Source organism: Paenibacillus sp. p3-SID867 (genome assembly GCF_025142895.1).
Classification (GTDB): Bacteria; Bacillota; Bacilli; order Paenibacillales; family Paenibacillaceae; genus Paenibacillus_AQ.
The window spans coordinates 112,399-130,663 of the sequence record NZ_JAMBDM010000015.1 but is presented as its reverse complement, the minus strand read 5'-3'; the positions used below and the strand labels follow the sequence as shown (position 1 = coordinate 130,663).

The following is an 18,265-nucleotide window of genomic DNA, read 5'->3' as shown; positions in this document are numbered from 1 at the left end:
TATTCCCGCAATGCTTTACCGGCATATCGATAGGCCTCAATGGCTTCCTAGCGTTGAAGCCCCGGTCTTTTCCCCTCAGCCAGCGTACCGTTAATTCTCTCGATTAATACCGGCAGCTCGTTCATCGTCCGAAGCGTAAAGTCCGCCCCGTTACGAATAAACGTCTCTTCGGTTTTCGAGATCGCAGCACTCCGGTCTGATTCTGACAGGGCATGGAACTCTTCTGCACTCAAGCCCATTTCCGAACTGCCGATGATAACGCCAACCGACCATACGCCTGCGTTCACGCCTTCTTTCACGTCCGAGACGGTATCCCCTACCTTAACGACTTTCCAGGATGCCGATAACCGGAGAGACTCCATATTCCGATAAATCATGTAAGGATAAGGTCTTCCTTGGGAATTCGTGTCATCCGGCGTGAAATAGACATCCGGGCTGTAGCCCTTTTGCCGGGCATTGGCGACCACGACTTCCATCATGCTGCTTGTATAGCCCGTCGTGGAACCGATCTTCAAGCCTTGACTCTTCAAAACTTCAACCGTTTCGATGACACCCGGGATCGGGTCCGTGTACTCGGATAAGGATGCCATCAAGGCCGGCTCGAATTCCGCATACAACCGCTCTACGTCCTGCTCATCGAAAGCTCTTCCGTACTTCGCTTCCCACAACGCCGACACTCTTGGCATGGACAGCATGGCACGAATATGATCGATCTTCAGCATCCCCATCGGCGCTCTCGCCTCATCCATCGTCACTTCAATGCCCGCATTCTTAAAAATATCGACAAACACGTTCACCGGTGCAAAGCATCCAAAATCCACAGCCGTTCCGGCCCAGTCCAATATAACGCCTTCGATTCGGCTCATTGTGCCGTCACCCCCATATATTCTTCAATAATATGACATAACTGTTCGATATCCCGCTCATAAATTTCTCCGATATTCCCAATGCGGAAGGTATCCACGTCGGTCAGCTTGCCCGGGTAGATCACATAGCCTCTTTCTTTAATGTAAGCGTAAAAATGCTCGAAGCTAAACCCTTCACTCGGGCATAAGAACGTGGTGATGATCGGAGATTGCTTGTCATCGGTGATATAAGCCTGGATACCGATTTGCGCCAATCTCTCCCGCAGCAGGCGATTGTTATTCCGGTAGCGGCTGAATCTCGCCGGTACACCGCCTTCTTCGTTCAGCTCATCCAACGCTTTGGAGAAGGCGGCCACAACATGGGTCGGCGAAGTATAACGCCATTTGCCGTCCTTGTCCATGCCCTTCCACTGATCGTACAGATCGAGCGACAGGCTGCGCGCAATCCCTTCGCAGGCTGCAAGCTTCTCCAGCTTGGCAATCACGAAGCCAAACCCCGGAACGCCCTGGATGCATTTATTCGCGCTGCTGATCAGGTAGTCGACGCCAAGTCCCTGAACATCGATTTCCATGCCGCCAAAACTGCTCATCGCATCGATGATGAGGGTTTTGCCGTATTCTCTGGACAACGACGAAACCATCTCCAGCGGATTCAGAATCCCGGTTGTCGTCTCGCAATGTACCATCGCGATATGCGTAATGCTCACATCCTTGTGCAGTATGGCTCGCAGTTCATCCTCGCTTGGATGTTCGTCGTAATTCACTCTGTACTCCACATAATTCAGTCCGATATACTTCGCCATTTTCACGATCCGCTCACCATATGCGCCGTTCGTTACGATCAGGACTTTATCTTCTTTAGAGATGGTTGACGTCATGACCGCTTCTACGGCAAAAGTGCCGCTTCCCTGCATCAGCACGGCGGTGTATCGCTCTTGATCCGCCCCGGCGAGTGCCAGGAGCTGCGATCTGATTTTTTGCGTAATCGATTTATATTCATCATCCCATGTACAGCGGTCAAAGAGCATCTCCTCTTTCACCGTCTTGGTTGTCGTCAAAGGTCCTGGGGTCAAAAGCTTGTAGGTATTCATTTCACATCGCTCCTATGCTGGCTTATTCTTTGGATCCGTTGAAGAATTGCTGATGCTCTTCCAGCAGCTCTACGGTCAGCGGCTTCTCAAAGGTCATCGAGTATGCAGGTTTGTTGACTTCATCCACGGTCTCCCCTTCGTACAGGGCCACCGGATAGTTCACGATCAGGTCTTTTCTGGCATCCTTCACGATGGTCTCTGCCATTTTCATCGCTAAATCCGTCGTGGCATTCTTCTTGTCCACCACCGCAACCGACTCGGTCAGGGAGAAGTTTCCTTCGACCGGATCCACGTAATCAATCGGTGCACCGTCAGCTTTGGCCGCTACCGCCTGATGGCGGAGTCCGAAGCCCGCAGCCACTTCTCCAGCTTGTACTTTTTTGATCGGACCCGAGCCCGAGCTCTCCAAATGCGGTCCCACATTGGCAATCAGATCATGGAGCACTTGGCGTCCCGCATCTTCGCCGTATTGCGTGATGATCGCCTGGACGAGCAGCCAGCCGGTGGAGGAATCCATAATGTTCGGAATCGATACGAGTCCGCTGAATTCCGGTTTGGTCAGGTCCGTGATGGAGGTTGGCATCGGTAGCCCTTTGTCTTTCAGCACTTGCGTATTCACGAAGATGGAGCCGGTATTCGCTAGAATCGGCGTGTAATATTTCGGATAAGTTCCGACAGCGCCTGCGTCAAAAGCCAAATCCTTAAACATGGAGTGATTGGTCTGCGAGCTTTCGATAAAATACGAACTCATCGTGACGAGATCCACCTCGATTTTGTTCCCTTCGGCCATCAGTTTCCCGCCAAGTTCGGATGTACCCATGGATTGCATGAGATACTGCCCTTCGTAACCGGCATTCTTCAACGATGTTTCCATGGCGGCGACGGCCTCTTCATCCCCGTTGGTGTAGATGACCACCTTCTTGGCTTCCCCCGCGCTTCCGCTTCCGCAGGCAGCCAGAGCAAACACCATACTGATTGCGATCAATGACAGCAGCATTCCCTTAAGCGTCTTCATCATGATTAACTCCACTCCTTGAATTTTTTTATTTAGTAATGATGTGAAAAAATGAATTAGCCTGCGCATTCCTGCGTCAAAATGGCTGGTGGCGATTTCAAGCAGGGAGCTCCTCGCTTCCAGTGTCAATACCCAGCGGAGAGGACGAAATCGTATTGGAGAAGCGAATGCGTTCGCCTTTGTCTTCGGATTTCTACTTTGAAATCATCTCAATCCGAGAAATCTGAAGACAACAGCGATCGGAAGTACGATCCGGCATCGCAGCGGGCATGAACGTAATGCCGGCTTTAGCGCTGCGCCGTTCTCCTCTGCAATGCGTCGCACACCAGCTTGATGATCAGATTCGTGAAGAAGATCAGCATCGACAGCACAAAAATCTCATTAAACTTGGCGAAATGCTGCAGCTCTTTGATTTTGCTGGCTACGAGCGACGTCTGTGCAGATACAAGAAAGATAATGCCGCTGATCGTCACCATAGCGTTGATAAAATAGTAGCTGAACATCTCAATGACGGTTGAAGCCGAGTTTGGCAGGATCACCCGATAAACGGTCTTGAACCAGCTGTCCCCCAGCAGTTCTCCCGTGGTTTCCCATGATGGATTCATCTTGGACAGGGAGTTCTTGGCCATCAGATACGGCGTCGTAAAGAAATGAACGATATTGCACAGAACGATAATGATGAAGGTTCCCTTTAGGCTGCTTCCATTAAAGAAGAGCAGGTAGGATATCCCCAGCACCATGCCGGGCACCGTATTCGTGATCATCGATACCATATCCACCGTTGATCGGGCTTTTAACGACGTACGCACATTCAGCAGCGCTGATCCGTATGCCATCAAGGTGCCAAACAGCGCTGTCAGCAAGGCGACCCAGAGCGAGTTGCGGTATACCCCCGTCAAATCACCCGATTGAAAGACGTCCCGTACATGCTTAAGCGTAAACGTCAGGTCATAGGGGTAGCTGCTCAGCCATGGCGCAATGAACATCACGACAAAAACCGATAGCATGCCAAGCACGATGACCGATGACATTATGCCGAAGGCGATATCCCGAATGCGCTGCCGCGGCAGCTCGATATCCGACAGCTTGTCATAGTGGAAATTCCACTTTTCCAGGTAGTTCAGCAGCCAGATGCCGAACACGGCGGGGATCAGCATCATCACCGCAATGACAGCGCCTTGGTTGAAGTCCGGAATGGAGCCCAGCATCACCTGATACAGCTGCGTTGCCACGACCGGATAGGTACCGCCAACCGAAGCCGGAATGCCAAAATCCGTAAAGCTTAAAATAAAGGAAAGCACGAAGGCTCCGCCAAGCGCTCCCGCGAGGGGGCGCAAAATCGTATTCAGGAAACTTCTCATCGTACCGTCACCCATTAACTTGGAGACGATGATGAACTTTTTATCGATGTACTTAAACGCGTTATGGATCAACAGGAATACTGGTGGCAGCGTGTAAATGACGTAGCCTATGAGCAGTCCGTTCCATCCGTAGATTTCAAACAAATTGCGCCCGGCAAGCCGGGTAATCAATCCCTGATTACCGAACGAATACATAATGGCGAACCCATATGTAATGGTCGGGAGCAGCATGGGGATGATGATGACGGTTTTCAGCAGGCCTTTAACAGGCCGGTATATTTTGGTGCAATGAATGGAATACGCGAGTATAAACCCCAGGACGGTTGTGATCACCGCCGTGATGCCCGAAATCTTCACACTGTTGCCAATCGCTGTGATGAATTCCCTGCTCGACCCTATGGATACATAATGCCCGAGGGTAAACCCCTGATCGGATTCGAAGGAACGAATTAGCAGGATGAGCAGCGGCAAGAACAGAAACACGGCGAACAATAACAGGATGACGGTAAAGATAATCCGCATTTCGGGTTTCACGTTATGCATACTGCTCACCGAACAGGTTGTAGATGTTCTGCCTTTTGATGTGCAGTTGCTTGATAATAAACTGCTTCACAAAATCATTGCTCGGATGATGGACAATCTCCTGGGGTGTGCCGAATTGGGCAATCTGTCCCTGATGGATAATCAGGATTTTGTCCGAGAGCGTCAGCGCCTCCTCCGGGTCATGCGTCACAATGATCGTGGTCAGTTTGAATTCTCTTGCAATCGATTGAATCCGCTGCTTGATCGACTCCTTGATCACGCCGTCCAACGCGCTGAGCGGCTCGTCGAGCAGCAGGATCTTCGGTTTCGTGACCAGCGTTCTGGCCAGGGCCACTCTCTGCTTCTGCCCCCCCGACAATTCGCCGATCCGCTTGTTCAAGTGAGGCTGAAGCTCCAGAAAGTCGATATATTCCTGTACCTCCTGCTGACTCGCGCTCCCCTTCTTGTTGCGCAGGCCGTATACGATATTGTCGTAGGCATTCAGATTGGGGAATAAGGCATAGTCCTGAAAAACGATATTAAACCCCCGCTTCTTCATCGGCACGTTGCTCAGATCTTGATCCTGGAACACGATTTTTCCCTGATCCATCCGGGTGAGTCCCAAAATAATATTCAGTAATGTGGTTTTCCCGCTGCCGCTCGGACCGAGCAGTGACACAATCTCGCCCGAACCGATTTCTACGTTGATGTCATCCAAAACCACTTTATCGTCGAATTGTTTGCTAATATGCTCTAGCTTCAGCAAACGGCTCACCTCCCTTAAACACATCCTCAGTATAGAAACCATATGTAAACAAGAATCATGAAAACTGTTAAATGTAAGTAAATTATGCATATATCATTCATAAATTAAGACCAACTATTGACCATATTCATCCACATTAGTTGCCCAACTTACGAATAATATGGGTATTTCTATTGAACATGGCCGAGCGAATCGGTAAACTAGACATGAATGCAGGCACCAACTACTAATGCGGATTGAATGGGTGAGCGAATGTTTCCACTGGAGAGGCAAAAGAAAATACTTGAGCTGCTTACGATTCGAAAAGTGCTGAAGATCACGGAGCTAACGGAAGAACTGAACGTCTCGGTGGATACGCTGCGCCGGGATTTGAACACCTTGACCAAGCAGGGGCGGATCGAGAAAATATATGGCGGGGTTAAGCTCGTGGAGTCCCGGTTCGGCGAATCGTCCATGGACGAGCGCATGGTCAGCCAGTTGGAAGAGAAGGACCGGATTGCCCGCAAATGCGGCGAATTCGTCCATGACGGCGATTGCATCTATATCGACAGCGGCTCGACTACGTATCAGATGGCCAAATACGTGAAGCATAAGAAGAAGCTGACGGTGGTCACGAATTCGCTGCCGGTTGCGATTGAGCTGATGGACAGCGATGTAGAACTGATTATGATCGGCGGCAAAATCCGGCGGGAGGAACAATCCGTCGTCGCCTATGAATACATCTTCAACTTTCATGAGCTGAATGTGCTGAAGGCGTTCATCTGCTGCAGCGGCATCACCATCGAAAAAGGCATTTCCGACTACAATCTGGAAGAAGCCATTACGCGCAAAAAAATGATCGAGCTGTCCAAAGAGGTGGTTGTCATGGCGGACAGCACCAAGTTCGGCAAAGACGTCACCATTTCCATCGCTTCGCTCGACAAGATTGATACGATCGTGACCGATGCGAACGTCCATGCAGGCTTCATTCCAAAATTCAAAAAAACCAATACAACGCTAGTCATTGCGGATGAATAGAATAAAATAGAATAGAGCACGCCAAAAAACGGACATTACCGATCGCCGAACGTCAGCGAGTATTGGAATGTCCGTTTTTTTATTCACTGGCGAAGACCGATGCCAGCTTATATGTGTCGAGCCTTTTCCAGTATCCTGCATCCATACGGATTATCTTTTTTCTCCATGCATCTTTATTATGTGCATGACGGGCCCCCCTTTTGTAAGCGGTTGTACATTAGAAGGGAAGTCCATATAATGATTAATGAATGGGAAACAGGATATTTTTGTTATTTTCTGCGACACCATGCAGGTAGAGGAGGAAACTGATTATGAACGTTGGATCAGCACGCGCTGCGGCAACGGACTGGGTCTTGCAGCATGCCAGCAGGGAGCCTGGATACATGGGTGCCTATTTTAGCGGCTCCACAGTCGGAAAGCCGGATGAGGCGGAGATGGACCCGTCCTCGGATATTGACATCGTTATCGTTACCCAGGATGCGGAACCCCCTCTTAAGCTGGGAAAGTTTATCTACCAGGACGCCTTGATCGAAGCCACCTATCTGTCCTGGCGGGAACTCGCCTCGCCCGAGCAGGTATTAACGTCCTATCATCTTGCCGGCAGCTTCCGTGTAGACACCCTGATGTCCGATCCGACTGGGCAGCTGCGCAAGCTGCAGGCGGAGGTTTCACGTCATTTTGCCGACCGGATATGGGTTACCCGCCGCTGTGAGAACGTGCGCGAACGAATCATAACCGGACTCCGATCCATAGATCCTTCTGGCCCTTGGCATCGCCAGGTTACCTCCTGGCTGTTCCCTACCGGCGTAACTACCCATATGCTCCTGGTCGCCGCTCTTCGAAACCCCACGGTCAGGCTCCGCTATGCAGCGGTTCGCGATGTGCTCAAGGAGTATAACCAAGAGGAGATATATGAGGAGCTATTACGACTTTTGGGCTGTAAAGACATGAGTGCCGAACAAGCCATGATTCATCTCAATGGATTGACCCGAACCTTCGATGCCGCGTCTGCGATTGCGAAGACCCCTTTCTTCTTCAGCAGTGACATTACGCCGGATGCAAGAGCCATTGCCATTGACGGCAGCCGCGAGCTGATCCTAAACGGAAGCCATAGGGAAGCCGTCTTCTGGATGGTGGCTACCTTCGCTCGCTGCCACAACATATTGGAGGTCGACGGGACTCCTGAATTTCAGGAGCAGTATACCCCTGCTTTTGATGCGATCCTTGCGGATCTCGGCATAACCTCCACCGATGACCTGCTGCATCGGGCAGACGATGTTCTCCATTTCCTGCCGAAACTGTGGAGCGTCACGGAAAGCATCTTGGATGCCAATCCGAATGTGACAGGCGGGCGGGAATCGACCTCATAACTCTTCTAAATTTCATATAACAAAAACCACGCCAGGATTGATCCGTGCGTGGTTTTTGTTTGGTCCATCGTGCGTATGACATCCTGTGCGTACGTGTACGAGGACGGGGGAATGCTTCGATGGCTGTCAGCCAACATGCTTGGATGACCGTCCTACATGCTTGACGCACGCATGGCCGTCGAACGACCTATCCGTGGCCTTCCTCCTGCAGAGGCAGATAAAATCGGTGCTCCTCTCGGTCTTTGACAAAGCCAACCGACTGATAGAGTGACAACGCCGTTTCATTGGCTGCCTTCACTTCAAGTTTTACCGAGGCGGATCCCTGAGCCTGAAGATAGGACATGGCACGGTAGAGCAGATGTTTGGCGATTCCCCGTTGTCTCCACGGCTCTCTCACAAACACATCTTCAATCACGCCGACGTCCCCCTCTTCCAGCCATGCCATGGTACTGCCTATAATCATGTCCCCTTCCAGGACATTCATCGCAATCCAGCCGGGATGCTCTTTATATTCCCGTAAGCGTTCAAGCCCCAGCGGCGCTTCCGGCCAAACCTCAGCCTCGAGCTTTAGATACATCTCTTCCTCTTCCGCAGACACCATCTTCCACAATCGATAGCGATAGCGATTATCTAACGGCAAGGCAAGTAAAGGCTCCTCAAGGGACCGCTTCATGGAATACAGCTTCTCCAGCGGCTGAAATCCGATTTCCTCTGTAAAAAAAGTGTTGTTGCCGGTCTCATGGGCATAGTTGCCCACGCACAAATACGTCCCGTATGTCTCCGGCAGCGTCCTCTTTAACACAAGGGCATGTTCATAGAGCATCTTATACATTTCACCTAGAAGATCATAATCCCGCTCCCGCTGAGGTACAGCCTTGAGATTCACATAAATATGATGCTTGCAGTTAGGCGCACATCCCGGCGGGATCACGTTAAAAATGCCCACCTGTCCCTTGGCCACCATCTTCCCGTCTTCAATAGCACAGAACACATTGCCCCAATTCTCCTGGTCACCTACCCACCAAAACAACGAATCCGCTGCGGATACCGCCTGATACAGCTCCCCCAGCAGAGGCATATCGCCCTGCCTAAAATTCCGAATGATTCTTTCACCCAAATGAATGTCACCAGCCTTTGCGTTCATTGTAAGACGACCCTGAATGATAAAAATAGATAAAAAACAACTATAAACGAACAAATCGCTTAACCATGCACCATTTTCCTTATTATGGGTTTACAATGTTTAAATTACGTAATATAATAATTACGTAATAACATAATGATGATAAAGCGAGGTTGATGATTCCCCATGACACGTGATCTGGTTTATGAGATGGATGTCTTAAAGAATCAAATGACGGAGCTGCAGCAGCTTGTCTATCAAGCCCTTATGGAACGCAAACCTGGTTCCGCATCAAACCAAAGCCAACACCGCCAAGAAATCGCCACAACACCTGCGATATATGAAGCAGCCTCCGAGGACGGCTCCGTCTTCTACTCCGGACAAGTGCATCTGAATGGACAAAACATCCGCTGGGAGCCGCAGGAACGGCGAATGGATCAATTGCTGGACATGAACACCGAGAAGGCCGCCAAAATCCTCGCAGCACTGGGCAACAAGCAGCGCCTGGATATTTTAAAGGCCGTCATGGCAGAGCCCCTATCCGGCGCGGAGCTGGTGGAACGTTTGAATATGGGAACGACGGGTCAGCTGTATCACCATCTCAAGGCGCTGCTCGGCGCGGATCTCCTTGTACAGGAGCAAGGCGGAAGGTACGCTCTTCCTAAGCATCGGAGCCTGCCGTTCCTACTGCTGCTCTCTGCTGCAGGCGATCTGCTCGATACAAGCGATTACCTGGAGATGACCGAAACCCGCAACAATGCAGGGATGTATTTTGGGACTTCGCACGGCTTCGATATTCATCAGCTGCTCTGGGCCGTCGTGGAAAATTCGATATTGGAGCACACGAGCGGGTATGGTGATCAGATTGGCATTTACCTGCATGAAGATGGCAGCGTGACGGTTACCGATAACGGGAGAGGCATTCCCGTGCAGGCCCTTCCGAATTCCAACATCCCTGTCGTACAATCGGTACTAACCGATGTCCACCGGTTGAACACCAGCGCACACTTTCTGGCCCCCGGCGCGGAGAAGGGCATCAGCATCGCAGTAGTCAATGCCCTCTCCAAGCATCTGACCGTTGAAATTCGCCGTGACGGTAGCATATACCGGCAGGAGTACAGGCACGGCATTCCGCAGACCGGGCTTCTGATTGTCGGCATGACTCAAGAGACGGGCACCAGCGTGACATTCAAGCCTGAGCCCGAATTATTCAGCTCTGCCTTTGATTTTAACCGCATCATCGAGCGTAAGAGCGCAATTGCCGCGGATTATCCTGGAATCAACCTGACGATCCGCGATACGGCTGAATAAAGGGAGCTGGAGAAAAGGCAGTTCGGAGTTATTGCACCATGCTTTTTACAGCAGCGTTTTTCACAGCAGCGATACGAGCAGATGCCGCAACGAGGGTACTGCTCCCTATGCAAACCGTGGCTGAACCAATGGCCCTGGAACGAATACCGGTCCGGGTGTAGAGACGCAGTGTATGGTTCGGGGCATGCTTGAATGGCTGTCGACCGAGCGCATGTCTGGTGCTATACTGTGCTTGAACGAACGCTAATCGAGGTGAGATAGAATGCTGGAACGTTCTATGGAGAATGTAATGGAATCTGAACAGGAAAGGGGATGGTGCGTTTAATTTAAAAAATGAAACGAGGACGATAAACATGAACATACAGAGTACGGTAATGAGCGAAGGATTTGCAATGAATGTTTCCATTCGTGGAAACGGCAGGCCCATTTTGGTGGTAGGAAGCAGTATTTACTACCCCCGCTTGTTTTCGGAACAACTCTACACTTCATTTCAACTGATTTTCCTGGACCATTCAGGATTTGTTAAGCCCCCTCGTACACTGGAGCCGGAAGAATACACACTGGATAAGGTTCTGGATGATATCGAAGCGGCAAGACAAACGCTGGAACTGGAGGATTTTATAATATTGGGGCATTCGGGGCACGCATTCATGGCACTGGAGTATGCCAAAAAATACCCGGAACACGTCCGGAAGGTAGTCCTGCTGAACACCGCCCCGACTAACAGCCCGGAGCGGCAGCAGCAGAGCTTTGCTTTTTTCAATGAGACGGCGTGTCCTGAGCGGAAACGGAAGTTTGAAGCGGATATCGCCCTGCTGGAGGGTGATATCCAGAGGGAGCCTAACCGGCGGTTTGCTCATATGTGCATCCGAATGGGAGCGCACAGCTTCTATGACTATGCCTATGATGCGGCTTGGATGTGGGAAGGCGTCTTCACCAACATGCCCGTCATCGATCATTTATGGGGAGAGGCCTTCGCGCGGCTCAATCTGATCGATTCGCTGAAAGGTGTCACCAAGCCTGTCTTCCTTGGTCTTGGACGGTACGACTATTTGGTTAGTCCCGTATCGCTTTGGGATGCGATAAACGGCTCGCAAGCCAACGTGAAGAAGGTCATTTTTGAAAAATGCGGCCATAATCCGATGTTTGAAGAGCCCGACCTGTTTAACGCCCTATTGACGGATTGGATTCATGAAACAGACAACTAACCCGTGAAGATACAACGTATGCGTTACTGTAATGAAGAGGAGCCCTCAGCATTCCGCTGGGGGCTCCTCTGGCGTTCTTGCTGGAGGCTCTTCTTACGTCTTGCTGGAGGACCTTGCGGACACTGGATCCGTTATTTGCTGATTTTGAGCTATTTTGAGTCCAAGAGACGGACACAAGATCCATTACTGACTGATGTTCATCTTCTTTGATTTCATATGGACAGAGGATCCGTTATTTTGCTAAAATCAGTCTAATTTTGAGTCTAAGCGGACACAGGATCCGCTAATACAACAATTATCACGGATACATCCCGGATTATCTCAAGATAGCGGATCTCATGTCCTCAAACCATTACGAAATGGCCAAAAACACAGAAATAGCGGAACAGGTGTCCTTTAAAACACAAACCAGACCCATCAAAAAAACTAGATGTTTCGATTCTTTGAGTCCTCGATCCTTGATGCCTTACTTCGACTCTCGGTGCCTTAATTCCTTGATTCTCGATTCTCGCTCTAGGTGCCTTGATACTTGGGTTCCTCAATCCTCAGCTCTCGATACATTAATTACTTGATTCCTCAATCCCCAACTCTCGATACATTAATTACTTGATTCCTCGATCCTTGGTTACCGATCCCTTGATCCTCAGTTCTCGAGTTCTCGAGTCCTTGACTCCTTGATCCTCAATTCTCGATTCTCGATTCTCCATACCTTAATTACTTAATCCTACACTCTCGTTACCTTGATACCTTAATTCCTCGACTTCAACCCTCCACCCTTGATCTCCAGATCCCTAGATCCCTTGATGCAGCTCCTATTTTATCTCGCAGGGTATCGTACGATTTGCATCATAACGACAGTAGCTCCTCGCGCCCTCCCAACTCCATCTGACTCGCCTTTTGGTGTTTGAGAAACGAAGAGCCCTATCATTAGTGGGACAACTCCCCCAGCCTGCGCGTCTCCTCCTCAATCCGGCTTGGATCGATCCGCTCGAACAAAAGCTCCACCTCATGAATCGGCCTGCCCGCCGGAACGTGGCACCACTCCCACGAAGGCTTCTCCAGCGAGAGAAAACTACGTATCCTATCGCAAGAGAACGGAATAAACGGCTGCAGCAGATTCGCCAAATTGGCTATGATCTGAACGCAGGTGTACAGCGTTGTCGCGCACGCTTCATGATCCTCCTTGACCTGAATCCAAGGCTTCTGTTCATCAAAATATTTGTTCGCCAGGCGGACTGTGCTAAAAATGAGTTCCAACGCTTCCTTCAATCGCCCACCCTCTATAAGCGCCCCAGCCTCGCGGTATAGTGCCTCAACTCTGCTCTGCCACTCTTCGGATATACAGCCCTCGGGCACTTTCCCCTCAAACGATTTGTTCACAAACACCAAAGTACGGTTGACGAAATTCCCAAATGCGCCAAGCAGCTCGCCATTGTGACTGTGAATGAACTCCCTCCAGGAGAAATCGGTATCCCGCTTCTCAGGGCCATTTGCAATGAGGAAGTAACGAATGGAATCCGGCTGATAGCGGCTCAACACATCCGGCACCCATATCGCCCAATTCCGACTGGTCGAGAACTTCTTCCCTTCCAGCGTCATGTACTCGCAAGATATGATTCGGTCCGGCAAATGCAGGTCACCGGCACCCTTCAGCAGCGCTGGCCAGATCAGCGTATGAAACGGAATATTATCCTTCCCATGAACATAGTAAGCCGTAATCTCATCCCTCCCCTTGAGCCAAAAGGATTCCCAATCGCCGCCCGTCTCTGCGGCCCACTGCTTGCTGGCGGATAAGTAGCCGCTTACCGCTTCGATCCAGACATAGATTTTCTTATCCTCAAATCCCGGAATAGGCACATCTACGCCCCAGGTCAGATCCCTTGTAGCCGCCCGATCCTGAAGACCTTCCTCCAGATATCTGCGGGTCAGTTGCACCGCATTGTCCCGCCAGCCTTGAGCGTTATTCAGACCATCGGTCAGCTCATCCTGAAAATGCGACAGCGATACGTAAAAATGCTCGGTAGGACGCTCCACCGGAGGGTTCCCGCAAATTTTGCAGGCCCTGTTCGTCAGATCGGACGGATCAAGTATCGTGGAGCAGGCATCGCACTGATCGCCACGGGCCCTACTGCCGCATACGGGGCAGTCTCCTTCCACATAGCGGTCCGGCAGAAATCGTCGATCGGTTTCGCAATACGTTTGCAGCACGATTTTACGGTACAGATGTCCGTTGTCCAGCAGCTTCAGAAACAACTCCTGCACCACCGCGTGATGAAACGCTTGATCGGTTCGCGTATATAAGTCGTAAGAGAAACCCAGCCGTTCGAAGCAATCCACAAACTCCCTATGATACCGATCCGCAATATCCCCGGGAGCTACGCCCTCCTGAATGGCTTGAACCGCCACAGGCGTTCCATGACAATCGCTACCGGATACGTACAGGACTTGATCGCCTTTCGCGCGGAAATAACGTGCCAATACGTCGCCGGGCAAGAGGCTTGCAAGCCTCCCCAAATGTAAGGACCCGTTAGCGTAAGGCCAGGCACCACCGATAAAAATGTTCGTCATGTCAATCTTCCTCCTTTTTTTAGACAACAAAAAAAGCCCTCATCCCAAAAGGGACGAGAGCTTGCCGCTCACGTGGTACCACCCAATTTCATTCATGCCTTGCGGCATTCACCTCTTCGGGTACGACGCATATATCGCGTGTATACCCTAGCACGTTAACGGGTGCGGGATCCGGCACAGCCTACAACCCTTACAGGGTTTCGGTGCACAGCTCAGAGACCATATTCCCCTGGTTCTTTCCTTACCCCTTTTCACCGGCCGGGGCTCTCTGTTCAAAGACGTCGCCAAGGTACTCTTTCTCTTCATTGCTTTTATCTAACGTTATTCAAGTTACTGGAAATCATACCCGAACATCACGGATGAAGTCAAGGGGACGAATAAGCAGCTTTTTGAGCTCTTTCTCGGCCATCTCGTATCGCCCCCAGTTTCTTCCCCAGCATTCTCCTCTGTTTCGTATTCGGATTATCCCAGTCAAGAGGTACGAATCCCGCTACATCGAAGAAACCTGAGGAATAAAAAAAATGACCCCACAGGTGGAGTCATCTTTTTGCCATGGACAGCTGATTCCTGCGGAATCTTCTGCAGTCACTTCGATAAAAAGATAATGGCGGCCGCTATGACCGCCAAGCAACAACATCTTTACACTTTAGGCGCCAGCTCCGCCGCCTGACGGATGGCTTCCATCAAGCTTTTCTCGTCGGCGATGCCTTGACCGGCAATGTCGAACGCCGTACCGTGATCGACACTGGTGCGGATAATCGGAAGGCCAACGGTAATGTTGACGCCTGCGTCCAAGCCGAGCACTTTGACGGGACCATGTCCCTGATCATGATACATGGCCACTACAATGTCAAAGTCACCGCGAACCGTCCGGAAGAACAGCGTATCGGCCGGCAGCGGGCCTACGACCTGGATTCCTTCCGCCTGCGCCTTTTCGACGCCCGGTATAACTTTCTCTTCCTCTTCACCATATCCGAACAGTCCGTTCTCGCCTGCATGAGGATTAATTCCGCAAACGGCAATCCGCGGAGCGGCGATGCCGGACTTCTGCAGCGTCTCATGAGCAAGCTTAATAACATGGTACACGCGCTCAGGGTTAATCGACCGGACGGCGTCGAGGATGCCGACATGGGTCGTAACGTGTATGACCTTCAAATTCGGTGCGGACAGCATCATGGAGTAATCCGTGGTTCCGGTCAAATCCGCCAGAATTTCCGTATGACCCGGATATTTGTGACCCCCTTTATGCAGGGCTTCCTTATTCAGCGGAGCGGTGCATATGGCCTGGATTTTATGGTCCTTCGCCAATTCGATGGCCGTCTCCAAAAATTTGAACGCGGCGTGTCCGGCTTCCGGGGCAACTCGTCCAATCGGCAAGTCCGCCGGCAGCAGATCCAGATCAAGCACATGAACCGTGCCAAAACGGTAGTCAACCTGCCCGAGCTCATCGGCAGTAATCGCTTCGATAGTCAAGTCACTGCCCACGAAGGTCTTTGCCCGCTCCAATATCTTCACGTCCCCGATCACAACCGGGTGACTGATATGATACATCTCCTCATTCATGAGGCTTTTGAGTATAATTTCAGGACCTACGCCTGCGGCGTCTCCCATGGTAATCCCGATAACCGGTTTATGCTGGCTCATATTCTCACCTTTTTCTTATTTGTTATATAGTGCAGGGAATCTGCCAGGGATTGATCATTTCCGAAGCCCCCGGCTTTGGTGACGGTCCAGTAGCCTTTTCCCATGCCCTGAAGCCTTCCGAACGGCAGGCCGGGCTCTACTTCCGAATACAACTGCATTTCTCCCATTCCAAGTTCCATACAGATAGCCTTAGCCGTATCCCCGCCGGTTAATACCAACCCTTGGATCTCAGCGTATGCCTGTAAAATGGCCTTTGTCATTCTTCCGAGTCCCAGCGAGATCGCTTCGCTTACCTCGGTTGGAGATAATCCCCGCTCATCCCCTGCTTCTTTTGCAAGCCTGCGGTTTTCTTCCGAAGCGTCGACGTACAGGACCAAGCAGCGCTTGTCCATATCCTGAGCGATTTGCTGCAGGACGTCTTCTGTGTCGTAAGTTTCACGAATCAGCGCGGCCGGATCAATCTCCAGCATCAACGAGTCGGGCATGTCCTCGACGGCACGAAGCTGCCGCCGGGTCGTTTGGGACAAGCTTCCTGATACGATCAGCGCTTTATCCGCCTGGGCCCAATCTTGGCTCCCCTCCTCCAAGGAGGTCAGGGACAGGGCCTCCGGCAAGTATTCGATTAATCCAGCGGAACCGGTCCACAGGATCTTCTTATCAAGTTGTGAGAATAATCCCGCTATCGCCTGTAAATCCTCTTCCGTCTCACTATCGCATACAAACCAGGTTTGACCTTCGGCCAGCTTGGATTGGAGCCATGGCAGAAATTGCGCGGCGGACTGCCGTGTTTGACTTGTTGAAATCAGCACCGCCTCAGGCTCTCCCTCCTTCTGCAGCAGTTTGGGGATATAGCTTTCCATGACGGGCGTTTTAGGATCCTTGGCAAACTCCGTCTCGGTAATCAGTACACCTTGAACATAGTGATGTCCCTGTACCGTCGTGCGGTTCATTTTGGGAAAAGCCGGGGCGATCAGCACCAAGTCTGGCCGGAATACCTTCTGCACCGCCCGCAATTCCTCTGCAACATTCCCGCGCAAGGTCGAATCCAGCTTCTTGTAGATGTGGCGGCAGCCCTGCTCTTCAAGAAATTGAGCGGCTTCATACGCCGCTTCATAGGCGTCCGCACTGCGTTTCGCCCTGCTATCCGTATCCACGATCAACACTTCGGCACGGGTGTCCTGACGGTAATGGCGATGATCGAATACGACGGTGGAGGCCAGTCCTTTCTTCGCCAATTGTACGCCCGAGTCATTTGCTCCGGTCAGATCGTCCGCGATGATTCCAATTTGTTTTTTCACATTTCATCACACCTTCTATGATTCGGCATCTGCTGTTTTTGTATCAAATGAATGACCTTTCTTCTCTAGACGCTTCACTAAAAATCCGACATAAAGAGGAAGCAAAATGGCTGTCGTTACCACGGACGCGGCAACCTGCACCGTCGCGATATCGGTAAATGCCGCAAAGGAAGCATTCGCTGCCCCGATTGCAGCAGGCGTAGCCACGGCATTACCGGCTGTGGAGCCTTCCGCCGCCCCCACGATCGGATTCCATTTCAACGCTTTAAACACAAAGTATCCTGCGGTACCTGTAACGAAAACCGTCAGCAGCCCAAGAATGATACCCGACAAGCCGCCATCCACAATCGCTCCGAAGTCGATTCCCATCCCGAGCGCAAATGCAAAGAACGGAATCAGCATGGAGCTGCCTTTGTCCAAAAACTTGCGCATCTCTTCATCCAGATTACCCAGCACCATCCCTACAATAATCGGAAGAAGAACCGAGATGAAGGATACGAAGGAGAACATGCCGTCCACGAATCCCATGGCGCCGAAGATCGATAAGGCCACCATCGTGAGGAAGGGTCCGTCATTCAGGGCAAGAAGCGAATATGCGGCACGGTCTTCCTTGCTGCCGTATTGGCCTACCAAAGCTACGAACAATCCCCCGTTACTGTTGGTCATCGCCGCAATGACGGCGATCGGCGCCAAACCCAGCCACAATCCGTTCTCTCCGGCAAACAGGTAAGCGATCAGTCCGAATGCTGCGCCAACAACCCACTTCGTGACAAGCAGCGTGGCTCCTTTTCCTACGGATACGCCAAAGGACTTGACGTTAATCTGTGCCCCCGTACAGAGGAGGAACAGCGCAATTAATGTACTTGAACCGTTTACAAATAAAGACTCCGTGAAATTCCCAATTCGGAGTAAATCCGGAGCAAAGGTGTTGATGACTGCTGCAATAAGCAACGGAACCACCATCATACCTCCAGGAATCCGATCCAACGTCGCTTTAATCTTCATTATTGTAACACCCCTCTAATAATTGTTTCAATATTAAACAGTGATTTCACATTGAAATCGCTTGCAGGATTTATTGTAAGTGCATTCAATTAAATTTGCA

The 18,265-nt window shown here is 51.0% G+C and carries 14 protein-coding genes and 1 other annotated feature; of the genes, 4 read left to right on the top strand and 10 right to left on the bottom strand.

What is annotated here, in order from left to right; all coding sequences use genetic code 11:
• Nucleotides 1-47 precede the first annotated feature (47 nt).
• From phnX to M4D81_RS26180, 5 genes are all read right to left on the bottom strand, one after another.
• Nucleotides 48-866, bottom strand: a complete 819-nt coding sequence (gene phnX / locus M4D81_RS26200) for a phosphonoacetaldehyde hydrolase (RefSeq protein ID WP_260068559.1) — start codon at nt 864-866, stop codon at nt 48-50.
• Nucleotides 863-1,957 carry a 2-aminoethylphosphonate--pyruvate transaminase gene (phnW, locus tag M4D81_RS26195; protein ID WP_260068558.1) on the bottom strand — a complete coding sequence of 365 codons (1,095 nt, stop codon included), beginning with the start codon at nt 1,955-1,957 and terminating at the stop codon, nt 863-865. The genes phnX and phnW overlap by 4 nt, the downstream gene beginning before the upstream one ends.
• A gap of 22 nt (nt 1,958-1,979) precedes the next feature.
• On the bottom strand, nt 1,980-2,975 hold the full coding sequence (locus M4D81_RS26190) for an extracellular solute-binding protein (RefSeq protein WP_260068557.1): 996 nt from the start codon (nt 2,973-2,975) through the stop codon (nt 1,980-1,982).
• Nucleotides 2,976-3,259: 284 nt separating this feature from the next.
• A complete protein-coding gene (locus M4D81_RS26185) occupies nt 3,260-4,876 on the bottom strand; it encodes an ABC transporter permease subunit (protein ID WP_260068556.1) in 1,617 nt (538 codons plus the stop codon).
• Entirely contained in the window at nt 4,869-5,621 is a 753-nt protein-coding gene (locus M4D81_RS26180) for an ABC transporter ATP-binding protein (protein ID WP_260068555.1), read from the bottom strand. The genes M4D81_RS26185 and M4D81_RS26180 overlap by 8 nt, the downstream gene beginning before the upstream one ends.
• A 252-nt stretch (nt 5,622-5,873) precedes the next feature.
• Here M4D81_RS26180 and M4D81_RS26175 point away from each other — a divergent pair, with 252 nt between their 5' ends.
• Together M4D81_RS26175 and M4D81_RS26170 are read left to right on the top strand one after the other, a co-directional pair.
• Nucleotides 5,874-6,638, top strand: coding sequence for a DeoR/GlpR family DNA-binding transcription regulator (locus M4D81_RS26175; RefSeq protein WP_071219535.1), 765 nt, complete (start codon nt 5,874-5,876; stop codon nt 6,636-6,638).
• Between the two features lie 311 nt (nt 6,639-6,949).
• On the top strand, nt 6,950-8,008 hold the full coding sequence (locus M4D81_RS26170) for a hypothetical protein (RefSeq protein ID WP_260068554.1): 1,059 nt from the start codon (nt 6,950-6,952) through the stop codon (nt 8,006-8,008).
• Between the two features lie 187 nt (nt 8,009-8,195).
• On the opposite strand, the gene M4D81_RS26165 is transcribed toward M4D81_RS26170, so the two are convergent.
• Entirely contained in the window at nt 8,196-9,152 is a 957-nt protein-coding gene (locus tag M4D81_RS26165) for a GNAT family N-acetyltransferase (RefSeq protein ID WP_260068553.1), read from the bottom strand.
• A gap of 165 nt (nt 9,153-9,317) precedes the next feature.
• Here M4D81_RS26165 and M4D81_RS26160 point away from each other — a divergent pair, with 165 nt between their 5' ends.
• Together M4D81_RS26160 and M4D81_RS26155 are read left to right on the top strand one after the other, a co-directional pair.
• On the top strand, nt 9,318-10,442 hold the full coding sequence (locus tag M4D81_RS26160; protein ID WP_260068552.1) for an ATP-binding protein: 1,125 nt from the start codon (nt 9,318-9,320) through the stop codon (nt 10,440-10,442).
• 353 nt (nt 10,443-10,795) lie between these two features.
• Complete coding sequence (locus M4D81_RS26155; RefSeq protein ID WP_260068551.1) at nt 10,796-11,650, top strand: alpha/beta fold hydrolase; 855 nt, start codon at nt 10,796-10,798, stop codon at nt 11,648-11,650.
• Nucleotides 11,651-12,577: 927 nt separating this feature from the next.
• Here the strand turns inward: M4D81_RS26155 and metG are convergent.
• The 4 genes from metG to M4D81_RS26135 all read right to left on the bottom strand — a co-directional run bounded on the left by metG (nt 12,578) and on the right by M4D81_RS26135 (nt 18,165).
• Nucleotides 12,578-14,218: a methionine--tRNA ligase gene (metG, locus tag M4D81_RS26150; protein ID WP_260068550.1), complete on the bottom strand. Its 1,641-nt coding sequence runs from the start codon at nt 14,216-14,218 to the stop codon at nt 12,578-12,580.
• 46 nt (nt 14,219-14,264) lie between these two features.
• Nucleotides 14,265-14,533 (bottom strand) — a binding site (T-box leader).
• A 324-nt stretch (nt 14,534-14,857) separates the two neighbouring features.
• Entirely contained in the window at nt 14,858-15,862 is a 1,005-nt protein-coding gene (gene pdxA, locus M4D81_RS26145; RefSeq protein WP_260068549.1) for a 4-hydroxythreonine-4-phosphate dehydrogenase PdxA, read from the bottom strand.
• Nucleotides 15,859-17,160 (bottom strand): four-carbon acid sugar kinase family protein, encoded by a 1,302-nt coding sequence (locus tag M4D81_RS26140; RefSeq protein ID WP_260068548.1) that lies wholly within the window; start codon nt 17,158-17,160, stop codon nt 15,859-15,861. The genes pdxA and M4D81_RS26140 overlap by 4 nt, the downstream gene beginning before the upstream one ends.
• Nucleotides 17,161-17,175: 15 nt before the next feature.
• Entirely contained in the window at nt 17,176-18,165 is a 990-nt protein-coding gene (locus M4D81_RS26135; protein ID WP_100539636.1) for a 2-keto-3-deoxygluconate permease, read from the bottom strand.
• Nucleotides 18,166-18,265 lie beyond the last annotated feature (100 nt).